The organism is Microbacterium sp. MMO-35, assembly GCF_037147555.1.
Classification (GTDB): domain Bacteria; phylum Actinomycetota; class Actinomycetes; order Actinomycetales; family Microbacteriaceae; genus Microbacterium.
Window position 1 is genome coordinate 54,625 of the sequence record NZ_JBBCVH010000012.1, and the last position, 10,826, is coordinate 65,450.

8 protein-coding genes are annotated in these 10,826 nt (G+C 66.9%); 1 reads left to right on the forward strand and 7 read right to left on the reverse strand.

Features of this window, described 5'->3' with window-relative positions; genetic code table 11:
• Positions 1-78 precede the first annotated feature (78 nt).
• The 7 genes from WFJ01_RS17605 to WFJ01_RS17635 all read right to left on the reverse strand — a co-directional run bounded on the left by WFJ01_RS17605 (position 79) and on the right by WFJ01_RS17635 (position 9,097).
• The gene (locus WFJ01_RS17605) at positions 79-1,197 is read right to left on the reverse strand and encodes a ParB N-terminal domain-containing protein (RefSeq protein WP_336629860.1); all 1,119 of its coding nucleotides are present in this window, start codon (positions 1,195-1,197) and stop codon (positions 79-81) included.
• Positions 1,184-2,062, reverse strand: a complete 879-nt coding sequence (locus WFJ01_RS17610) for a hypothetical protein (RefSeq protein WP_442928064.1) — start codon at positions 2,060-2,062, stop codon at positions 1,184-1,186. The genes WFJ01_RS17605 and WFJ01_RS17610 overlap by 14 nt, the downstream gene beginning before the upstream one ends.
• Before the next feature lie 590 nt (positions 2,063-2,652).
• On the reverse strand, positions 2,653-3,405 hold the full coding sequence (locus WFJ01_RS17615) for a DUF2637 domain-containing protein (RefSeq protein ID WP_336629862.1): 753 nt from the start codon (positions 3,403-3,405) through the stop codon (positions 2,653-2,655).
• 38 nt (positions 3,406-3,443) lie between these two features.
• Entirely contained in the window at positions 3,444-4,349 is a 906-nt protein-coding gene (locus tag WFJ01_RS17620) for a bifunctional DNA primase/polymerase (protein ID WP_336629863.1), read from the reverse strand.
• On the reverse strand, positions 4,349-5,446 hold the full coding sequence (locus WFJ01_RS17625; protein WP_336629864.1) for an ArdC-like ssDNA-binding domain-containing protein: 1,098 nt from the start codon (positions 5,444-5,446) through the stop codon (positions 4,349-4,351). Before WFJ01_RS17625 ends, WFJ01_RS17620 begins: the two co-directional genes overlap by 1 nt.
• 215 nt (positions 5,447-5,661) lie before the next feature.
• Positions 5,662-6,525 carry a helix-turn-helix transcriptional regulator gene (locus WFJ01_RS17630; protein WP_336629865.1) on the reverse strand — a complete coding sequence of 288 codons (864 nt, stop codon included), beginning with the start codon at positions 6,523-6,525 and terminating at the stop codon, positions 5,662-5,664.
• Between the two features lie 79 nt (positions 6,526-6,604).
• A complete protein-coding gene (locus WFJ01_RS17635) occupies positions 6,605-9,097 on the reverse strand; it encodes a helix-turn-helix transcriptional regulator (RefSeq protein ID WP_336629866.1) in 2,493 nt (830 codons plus the stop codon).
• Between the two features lie 194 nt (positions 9,098-9,291).
• Here WFJ01_RS17635 and WFJ01_RS17640 point away from each other — a divergent pair, with 194 nt between their 5' ends.
• The gene (locus WFJ01_RS17640; RefSeq protein ID WP_336629867.1) at positions 9,292-10,719 is read left to right on the forward strand and encodes a hypothetical protein; all 1,428 of its coding nucleotides are present in this window, start codon (positions 9,292-9,294) and stop codon (positions 10,717-10,719) included.
• The last annotated feature ends 107 nt before the right edge of the window (positions 10,720-10,826 follow it).

The following is a 10,826-nucleotide window of genomic DNA, read 5'->3' on the forward strand; positions in this document are numbered from 1 at the left end:
TCAGAGATACGACGCATGAAGGCCTCCCGAGAACGAATCGGATCGATACTCGGCAGGTGCGCCCACGATTCCCGCCGGTCAGGCCGTCCGCACGTCTCCCTCTGCGGGTTTCGGTGAGGCGTCGGCCTGGTTGCGCGCGTCGCGGATACGCGTGAAGAACGCGATCGTCTCCGCCAGCACCGTCTCGGCCTGCTCCCACTCGGCCGCGGTCAGGGACGCGGCGACGTTGCCGGCGTCGTACCGGGTCGTCCAGCCCTGCATGTCTGTCCAGAGTGCGACGAACGCCCGGGGCGGCAACACCACCAACGCCAACGCCGGACGAACTGGCTGCTTTGGGGCGGATCGCTTGGTCTTGGCACGGTTCTCCGCAGTGACGCGCGCGATCGCGTCCGCGGCGAGGGATGCAAGTTCCGCTGCCCTCGTGTCGGCGGCGCTGGCGTCGCGCACCTGGGCGGCGGACGCGGCGGCCTGGGTCCGCACGAGCTCCGTCTGGGTGGGGTCGGCGGCGATCCGGTCGAGTTCGTCGAGGGAGAGCGCGGCGTTCATGCGCAGGTGCGCGCCGTGCACCTTCCCGCCCGCTTCGATCCGGGCCAGCTCCTCGGCGGCCTGCGCGCGAATGTGGTCGGGTCGGGAGTCGTCGTTGGCGAGATCCTTCAATCTGCCGATCTGTTCCAGCATCGTCTGCGATCCGCGCCCGGTCACCATCCGCGCCGCCTGCACCCGGGCTTCACCGGCCGAACGCGGTGCCGTCGATTCGACGGCACCGGAGACTCCCGCAGAATCCCCGGCGTCTCCTACGGTGCTCCCGAACCGGGATGCCTCCTGTCGGCGGGCGGCGTCTTCGGCCATCACAACCTTCAACTCCCGGTACAGTGACTCCGCCTCGATCAGACTGAGCGGCTTGTGCAGCGCGTTGTCGTTCTGCTCCGCGAGAAGCTGGCTCAGCCGATCCGTGATCCCCGACCGCACCCATACGTTCGTCGTGCGTCGGCCGAGACGGCGCAACGCCTCCAACCGGCGCCTCCCGCAGACCAGCGCCCCGTCCGGAGTGAGCGTGATGGGCTGCAACAGACCCTCCCGGTCGATGGATTCCATCAGGGCATCGAGGTCGCCAAGATCGGTGCGGTGTCGTTTGCCGATCTGGATGGAATCGAGGGAGCGTTCCAGCTCAATGTGCCCGGGACTACTGGCAGCCACGACACTCACCACCCGCCGGCACCGCCCGCAGCACCTCAGCCACCAGCCCCTCGTCGAGCAGCAGCGCTTCGAGGGGTTCACCGCTCACGAGCCGATGCAAGGCGCCGCGTGATGCGCGCGTGTGGGCGAGGTTCGGGTCCGGGCTTCCCAGCACGATCCGCAGCATCGCCAACCACGACGCGGACGGCAGATCGAGGAACGCGCGAGCGTGATAGTCGCGCCGCAGCGACTCGAACGCCGACGCCCGCGACGGCGACTCCGCCAGCCGGGTCACGATGTACTCGATGCCGGATCGGGCCGCCTCCGGCGGCCATCCGAGACACGCGAATAGGGTCACGCATTCCGAGACCGCGGCCTCGACCCTGCTGGCAATCTCGCTTCCCTCGTCTGCGTGGCCTGCGAATGGGTCGGTAGCGTGGAATGCGGGGTGGTAGTCGGTGAGCGGGTTCTCCCGGTCGGAGAAGCGTTCCGCGTCGTGATGTGCGGAGAACTTCGGGCGGCGTGCTTGGTGGACAGAGCAGAGCAGCCCGTTCGCGCGTTCTTCGGCAATGCAGGTGACCTGCACCGCCCGGGTGATGACCGCCCACGGGTCCTCGGCGCGACGTACGGAGCCGGTGCGCATCGCATCGAACGCCGCCGCGGCCGCCTCCCACGGGTCAAGCCCGTGCCGGCGGGCGAGCGCCGCATACTTCTCCGCGGCATGCCGCATGAGCGCAGCGACCTCGGGGTCGTGCCGCCACGCCCAGCGGCCTTCCTCGTGCAGCCGGATCAGCAGGGTTCGTAGGCCTTCGGAATGCTCGAACCCCCGCCGTGGCCCGGATGTCCGGGGCTTCGCGTCGGGGGTTCTCGTGTTGGTTTTCTTCATGGTGATGGCACCTCCTAGGGGGAAGGTGCGCAAGGGGTCCCACGGGCCGGGCAGGTCCCGCGCGAACAGGCGGCTGGAAGCGCTCATGACGGATCACCTCAGCCCCATCCCCGCACGTGCCGGTTCGTGGCGCGCCTGCCGGCGACGCCCGAGAATCGACATGTCCGGGAGTCGCGATGCCCGCTCGTCCCGGCTACCAGGGCGCTGTTCCTTGCGGGCGGTGCGGGAGTCGAGGAAGCGTTGCCCGAGTTCGGCTCGTAGATCAAGCCCCCACCCGGTGGCGCGTGCACCGGCCTGCATCGCCAGGTCGGTCGGTCGCACCCACCGCACCTGCGTCGGCCGCCGCGCCTCCGCGTCCGCCCCAGGTTCCGGTTCTAGCGGCTCGGCGTCTGCGGCGGCGCTGTGCGCGGCTCGGTCACGCCCGATCAAGGAGGGATCTCGGTGTACGGCGAGCATCGAGCGCTCTGCCGCCGGCTGCTCAGCAGCGGCCAAGACCTGGGGCGGCGTTTGCTCAGCGCTAATCGCGGCAGCGAGCACGGGGTGTAGTTGCGACCGCGCCGCCTCCGCCAAGTCGGGGTCGTGTTCGGGATTCATGAGGGTTCCTCCTCGTCTGTGGAATCGTCTGCAGCCGGTATCACCGGCTCGGCTTCGGTTTCTGCCGACGGCTCAGTGTCGGGTTCGGTCGTCGGGTGCCTGATGGGTTGTGGAAGCCAGCGGCCGACGGTGGACGGGTGCACGTCGAGGTGGCGGGCGATCTTCTTGTTTGACCAGCCGTTCGCCCGCAGCGCCTTCGCCATCTCGCGCCCGCCTCGTCGGGGCAGAAGGCTCGGCGCGGGTGCCGGAACGGCAGTCGCACCGGGGTGCGGCGGCACGTCGAGGACGGGCAGGTTGGCCACAGGTGCGGGCGATGCAACCAGCACCGGCGTGGCGTCGAGTTCAGCGGCCTCGGCTCGTGGATGGAGGACTCCTTCGGGTGGGTTGCCGGTGAGGATCACGGTGAGGTGCGTGATCGCGAGCAGCACCAGCGGCGGCACTGCCGCGACCGACGCGGCGAGCACTGCGGGTACGTCGGTGCCTTTGGCGACGATTGCGTGGATCGAGTTCGCCGTCACGGAGAGCCCGGCGCCGCAGATCAGCAGCATCCACGGGTACCAGGCGGCGCGGGTGCCGGCGAGGGCGACAACGGCGACGGTTGAGACGACGATGATTCCGTCCACGATCAGCGGCCACGCCCAGGCCTGCCCCGCCTCGATCCCCGACCGGCGGGCAAGGTCTGCGAGTGCGGTGAAGGAAAGCCAGAATGCGCCGGCGGCGATAATCACCGTGCCTGCCACCGCAGTCATCGCGGCGAGCCGACCGCCCCGATGTGCTCCTGTGTCGTTCATGCGAGTACCCGTCCTCGATCTGCCGGCGCACGCTGTTGCGCGACCGCCCGCGACGTGGCCGTGGACGCCGACGGTGCACCACTGGGAGCACGGTAAGCGGAGCGGATCGTGCGTTCGATCTCCCGGGGCGGCAGGCCGATCCCTTCCGCGACCGGCCCCAGCGCCTCGACCGCCTGCGCAAATGTGGTGCCGTTCTCTGCGAGGCGGCATGACGCCCAGAAAAGGCCCTGGTTCCGTTCGCCCTCGCCTTGCGCCTGCAGCCACGCCGCGATCCGCTTCGTGCGTTCTTCCACGGTGCCGCGAAACGGGCGCGCCTCCCACGATGCACGTGCCTGCCTCGGGTCAAGGAACTCCCGCAACGCGCCCGCATCAAGGGGATGCGCGTCGCCGTTAGCGAGATCGAGGAGCTGATATGCGACGATCTCGCCGTCGACAATCGTTCTCGAGGGCGGAGCGACGATGTACCCGGCCGTGCCGCGAAAGTCGAGCTGCGCAGCCCCGGACGCCCACGACCGCTGCTCGGCCGCGGCCGCTGGGTAATACGCGTGCAGCCCGCCGGAAGGAGTGACGACCTGTGCAGCCCATCCGCCAAGTAGGCCGGCTTGGGCGGCGTGCTGCCAGGAGGCAGGGCCGAGCGGCGGGTCGCCCTTCACATCGACGTCGACGACCTCAAGTCCGGATGCCAGGCCTGTCGGGATGCCGATATTCGCCTCCGGCCAGCGTCGCCACCACGCCTCTACTCGTGCGGGATCGGTGTTCGCATCCTTGAAGCCGTGCGCGACGAGCGGCCGCTTCTCACCCGGCACGCACGGAAACACCGGCACCCCCAACGAAATGTAGTGCCGGGCGGCGTCTGAGAGGCTCATGCGGGCGACCGGGACGAGGAGCTGTCCGGCGTCCATCACAGCCCCCGTACCTGAGCCGAGGAACGAACAGACCGCGCGGCCGGCTCCCTCCGCGCCGACGACCGGGCCGGCAACTTGCGCTCAGTCTGCTTCGCCGCCGAAACTTCGGCGCCCTCCCGGGTAAGCCCGGGCGGAGTGCCGTCACCGACCTGTACCGTGTCGAGCCGGTCGAGGATTTCGACCGCGACTTTCCGCACCCGTTCCGCGGTCGCCTGCACGACCTGGACGGGGTTCCTCCCGTCGGCGGCCATCGCCCACCCCGACACGTACGGGATCGTGTAGGCACTCGTATCCATCCCATGGGCGGCGCCGACCATCAGCGCGACGGATTCGGCTTCGACTTCGCCGATCCCGCGATGCTGCCGCGCTTCCGCCTGGTCGGGGCCGTGCATCTTCACGTGCGCGAGCTCGTGCACGAGGGTCTTCACCTGGGCGGCATCGTCCATGTTCGTTCGCACCGCCACCTGTCGCGTGTCGAAGTTCGTGAGCCCGTTCGCGCCGTGGATCATGCCCTCGTGCGGCACCGGCAGGAACTGGAACCCGGCCTCGGCCACCTGCCGGATCAGGCCGTCACGGAGCCCCGACGGGGCTTCGCCTTCGAGAAGCTGCGGCGAGGGCGGTAGCGGGACCTCCGAGCCACTGGTTTGGGAGATGTCGAAGACGTAGGCGACCTTCGCGCCGACCATTCGCGACCTGACCGCCTCGCCGGGTCTCGGGGCTTCTCTAGGGGCGAGCTTGCGCCAGGACATCGGATCGGACGGGGTCTTCGACGCGAACTTCCCGGTGACCGGAGCGAGGATCGCGTATCCCTTCTGGCCCTTCACGACATGCCGGCCAAGCTGCTCCCACTGCCGGAACCCGGCCACATAGCTCGGCATCGGATCGGGAACCTTGCCGGTTTCCCAGGCCGCTTGGTGCTGAGCGAAAATCAGCCACGAGTTGTTCACGCTGCGGGACCGGAACTTCGCCGCAAAGGTCAGAGCTCGCTTCCAATCATCGCCGGTAATAAGCTTCTCGACCTGTGTGCCCAGCTGTTCGCGCACCTCGTCAAGCTTCGCTTCCCGCGTTCGACGGGTCTCCTCTGTTGTCGCCATGGGATGACCTCCTTCCGCCGGCCCCTCTCGGAGAGAGGAGTCATGCGACTGTGAGGTGCGCCGAGACGAACCGTCCTCAGTCACGGCGCCGCGACTGTAACGTCGCGGCCGACAGTGTCCGAAGGATGAGAATGCCTAGGCGTGCCCCTGGTCTAAGCCCACGCACAACAAATCCCAAGACTGGAAGCGCATCTTGAATACGTTTGCCGCCGAACTCAGGACGATTGCCGCCACACCAGGCCGAGCGATGTTCGCCGGTACTCGCTCGGACTGACGTTGGCATACCGGCGAAAGACCTCGGCCCCGTGCGACCGGTCCCGCCACCCCACCGCGACGGAAACATCCTGCACCGTCCACGATGTCGTGGTGAGTAGACGCGCCATCTCCCGAGCGCGCAGCATCGACTGGTACTCGAGCGGCGTCACCCCATACGCGTCGGAGAACAGACGATGGGCATGCGACGGCGACATGTGCACTGCCTGGGCTAACCGAGACAGCGGCCACGCACTCACCGGATCATTGTCCAGGAGCGCCCGCATCGTCGCCGCCGGAAGCGGCACCTTCGGAAACCCGGCACGGCCCGGCAGCCGAGGAGCAGGACGCGGTAGAGCCACTGGCCCGAAGAACGGGATCAATGCATCCAGCAGCATCGAGAGGTTGCCCTGCACCGCGAAGAACCGCTCCGGAATTGGCGGCCCGCCTGTGAGCTCGAGGAGGTGATCCAACCAGGCTGACGCAACGGACTGTGCGTCGTGCGAGAGGCGAAGCAGCATCACCGGGTTCGGGAAAGCCTGCTCCAGGAGGGTGCGCGCATCGAGTCGTTCGACCAGTCCCGTCACGTGCTGCCAGAACACCAGATCGATGAGGTACTGCGTATCAACCAGCAAGGACACCCCGTCCGCACGTGACTCAGCCTCAAAACTGGTGCGAATGTTCGGGGCGACCACGAGCACGTCGCCGGGTCGCAGCGGATAGTCGCCGGCCTCCGTGCGGGCGGTGAGCCTACCGGTGCGCGCGAAGACGAACCGCACGCCGTCGTACGCCTCCGGCGGAGTGCCTCCGTTGATGAACCAGGGCAAGGCCTGGATGATTGCAGAACCCGCGTGCGCGGCACCCGCTCGCCACCAGCGCAACGCACGAAGTCGCCCAGACGGCTCGCTACGCGAGAGCGCTCGCAATCCGGTTCCGTGACTTGATGCCCAGCTTCTTCAGGATCCTCGAAACATGCGTGTTCACGGTACGCTCCGAGACACCCAGCTGCTGTGCGATCTCCCGATCGGTGAACCCCTCGGCGGCGAGCTTCGCGATCTCGGTCTCGCGCTGCGTGAGGATCCGGTCAAGGCCGGTACGGTCAGCGACACGGTCGACGCGGAAGTTCGCGAGCCGGGCGATGGCTCGCCCCATGGAGCGGCTCAAGCCGCTTGAAGCGAGTGGGAGATGTGTCGACAGGCCGACCGCGTCCAGCAAGAACCCCTGATTGTGGAGAGACACGGCAATCGAGGCGAGCGTGAGCGTATCGTCGGAGAGGAACGCATGGGCACCGAGCGAGTAGGTGCGAAACACCCCCTCTAGTGGTGCGTCATCGAGGGCTGAAGCGATGACTTTCTGGAGAAGCTCGGAATCGCGGCGCTCGTCAAGCACGAACGCGGCACCGAGACGAGCCATGACGGAAAACGCCCGAAACCCGATCGCCTCCGCCATGTCTCCCGTTTCGGCGAGCAGATCGTGTCCGTCCTGGATCCGGGTAGGGGAGGCCTCGAGGTTCACCACCGCCAATGCTTCGGTGAACTTCCGCCCGACCGCGATCAACGGCCATGACTGGGGAGCCTTGCGCAGCGCTTCCAGATGGTGAGCAGCGACGTCCGGTTGTTTGAGGAGGGAGGCCGCGAACGAGGCGAAACCGTGGAGCAGCGGCACCAGCATGTGTGCCTCGATGTCGGGGTGGCGCAGCGCGGTGTAGATCAGCCCCGTACCGGTATCGAGGTCCCCGCGATAGAGTGCGATCATCGCCCCGAAGAGGTCGTGCGTCGGGATGAGGCCGGGCGTGAAGATGCTCGGCGCCTGATCCAGCTCAATGTCCGGGGCGAACAGGAGCGCGCCCGAGGCGATTACGTCGTCGATGCCGCGCTGCACGGGGAGCACTGCCAGTGCGCGGGCTCGTGCGAGACGCTCCGCCGCTGTGTAGGGCTGCCCAATCAGCAGCGCCCGGATCGCACCGACCCGATGCAAGAAGGAACGGGCGACCCTGCTTTGCTCCTCATCGGCTGCGATCTCTGTGAGCTCCGCCCAATCAGGGCCGGGCTGACTGAGCGTGAGCGCACGGAACCCCTGCACCGCGAGGGCATGTGCCTGAGGGAGTTTCGCGATGAGCACGTCGATTCGAGTGCGGACCGTTTCCGGTGCGCCCCGGAGTTCAGCGATCGCGAGGATCACTGCAAGTTCGAGACGTTCATCGTCTGACAGGTCGTCATCTCGCACCTTCGTGAGCTTGAGATGGTTCGCAGCCAGTGCCTGTGCCAGGGCATGTAGGAGCCGATCCTCGACCGAAGCCTCTTCGTCAAACGGGAGGAGCGCCGCTGCATGGGCGCGGCCGAGACCGAGGAATCCCTGCCGGGCGAGCGGTGCGAGCTCCCCGGGAACCGGCAGGTCGGCATCGTGCGCGGCGTCGACGAGACGCGCTGCGGCTAAGGCGGTGAGCCCTGACTTCGGAGCTGATACGAGGGTCCAGTCGCTCACGAGCGAGCGAGTGACGGCCCGGCGTCGCTCAGACACCATCCTCGAGAGCACTTCAACACCGTGCGCGGGGGAGGTCGGGCGCAACTGCCCGGCATCCACGACGAGCCGTCCCGTTTCCTCCAGCTCAAGCAACACGCGCTCGTCAACTTGTTGACGCGCCCATTCCAGGGGGAGCTCGCCCGCGACCGCGATAGAACGTTCCAGATCGCTCCCGGCACCCATGCCGAGATCCCAAGCTCCGACAGCGTCTTGCGGCACGCGCTCGAACAACAGCGTGTTTGAAACCAGCCGAATACACCCGGAAGACTGGGCGCGATCCACCAGCCAACGCACCCCGCGATACTCGCCGCCCGCTTCCTCGAACAGGCGCTGAGCATCGCCCGGAAGGACCTTCGCGCCGTAACGGGCGCTCACCACCTCTCCCGTTTGCTCGACCGTGAACGGCGTCAAGCGGTGCACAGTGAGGTGCCTCACATCATCGGGAAGCACCCTCGTACCACCTGGGATGGTCAGCACAAGTTCAGTGAGCCCACGCTTCGCGAACACCGCCAGCGCGCGCAGGCTCGCCTGATCTGCGACATCGGCGTCACGGACCACGATCCGAGACGGGACGACTCCCCGTCTCGCCAAGTGCTCGGTCGTCGCTCCCTCGGGGAGATCGTGATCGATCTGACGCAGCAACGACATCGGCTCATACTGTTGTGCCGGATTCGGAACGAGAAACGTCGGCGCAGCCCCGTCCGTATCGCGCTCAAGCAACTGCGCCGCCAGGAGACTCCGGCCCGAGCGTGCAGGCCCCGCAATAACAAGTCCTCCATCACGGCGAAGACGCTGCTCAAGCGTCCTCAGCACCGACGAGTTGACGCGTGGCCGCCAGCCCGCAACGGGTTCGGCAAGCGATGTTTCAGACTGCATGGATCCTCCTCACAGGTATTCCATCACACCCACCATCGGCGTCGTGTACGTAGTTCTGCGTATTTGGTGCCGTCTGCAAGCTTGCTGAACTAGTTCGGCGGGAGTCTGCGACCTCCGTGACACACCCCCAGGTAGGTGCGCGCGACGTGTCCGGCCTGGTCTATCCAGTATCCGAAATTTGAGGGGACCCACTCGTGAGTACTCAGCAACGCGAACGCGGCAGGCCGCGCTGGCGCGCAGGGACCGCGGCAACTGCCGCGATTCTCGCCGCGCTGCTCGGCTTCGGCGCGCTCCCGGCCTACGCAGTCGACACCGAACCTGTTCCCAACGATCCTCCGACGACGTCAGAGACCAAGACCAGTGAGACGACGGCACCGCCGGAGACGCAGGAAACGAAGGAGCCCACTCCCGAGGAATCGGCACCGGAACCGGAAGCTAAGAGCGAAGGCAAGACGGAGCAAGCGCCCGCGCCGCGTGCCGCGGGCGAACCGCCGACGCTGGCGCTGTCGATGTCGATCCGCAGCGACGGTACGCCGGACTGGAATGGCGACGACAACGCCGGGAACGACTCGGGTCCGAACAACGGGATCGTGCGCGTGAACGACACGGTAACGTACAGGATCGACTACGGCGTCTCGGTAAACCCCGGCACGAACGTGTCGTTCGACATCGTGCTCCCCAAAGGCCTCGAACTGACGCAGCTCCCCGGATACTGCCTCGCCGGCTCATCCATCACCCCGGAGAGCCAGGGAACGCCGACTCCGGTCACGGCAAACTCCATCAACGAGCTGCAGGAGCAAACCCTGCACTGCGTGCTCGGCAATCTCGACAACCGCTCGGACACCGTGGACCTGACTGTCAAGGCGCTCAACTACGCGCACCAGGGGATGGATCTGCAGATCGTGTCGGGATCGATCACTGCTGACGAGGCGACGGCACCGGTCGACATGACGACCCTGCCGACGGTGAAGGCGTCCGCGCGGCTCATGTGGGACATCTCGAAGAACGCAATGGCTCTCGCCGAAGACAGCGGCTACATGTACGGCTTCACGTCTCAGGCCTGCCCGTGGGATAGCACGATCACCTGCCAGTTCGGCCAGTACCCGATGACGATCTCCGCACCCGCAGGCGGCAAGGGTGCGATGCCCGCCGTTGGAGACTTCACAATCACCGATGACCTGTCCCCTGAAGCCTTGTTCCCCGGGCTGACTGCGGAGCAGTATGCGCAGATGCATGCCGACCCAGAAAAGTACGGGGCACGCATGACGGCGTGCGACGCGGGAAGCCGAGGATACTCGCGCCCGAACCCGAGGATCATTCCCGGCAGCGCAACGAACACAGCGGCCAATTCGGTTCGAAACACTGGAACGTGCTCCTTCACGCAGTCGCCAGGAGGAACCGCGGTCATTACGCTGAAGAACACTGACTGGTCACTCCGCACCTTCCCATCCGAGAGCGGCACAGGGCCCGGTGGACCGCAGGCAGTTCCCGCCGGTCGCGCCTATGCGGCTTCCGCGTTCCTCTACGTGTATGTGCCTACGGCCGCGGTGAAAGAGTTCGGAACTGTGAACGCGGCCGGTACGTCCTGGACGCTGGCGACCCAGAACCGCTTCACGGCCTGAAGCGCCCTGGGTCTGATGGAGACTCGCGCTATTTGATTCCCACCAGCTGAGTGCGGTCGGCTTGGACAGCATAGAACGCCTGCTCGAACTCGGCAGGTGGGACGTCG

What these genes read in the sequence shown, in the direction of transcription:
- WFJ01_RS17610 (WP_442928064.1), bottom strand. Translation starts at nt 2,062, where the DNA reads ATGAAGAAAACCAACACGAGAACCCCCGACGCGAAGCCCCGGACATCC.
- WFJ01_RS17615 (WP_336629862.1), bottom strand. Translation starts at nt 3,405, where the DNA reads ATGACTGCGGTGGCAGGCACGGTGATTATCGCCGCCGGCGCATTCTGG.
- WFJ01_RS17620 (WP_336629863.1), bottom strand. Translation starts at nt 4,349, where the DNA reads ATGGACGCCGGACAGCTCCTCGTCCCGGTCGCCCGCATGAGCCTCTCA.
- WFJ01_RS17625 (WP_336629864.1), bottom strand. Translation starts at nt 5,446, where the DNA reads ATGGCGACAACAGAGGAGACCCGTCGAACGCGGGAAGCGAAGCTTGAC.
- WFJ01_RS17635 (WP_336629866.1), bottom strand. Translation starts at nt 9,097, where the DNA reads ATGCAGTCTGAAACATCGCTTGCCGAACCCGTTGCGGGCTGGCGGCCA.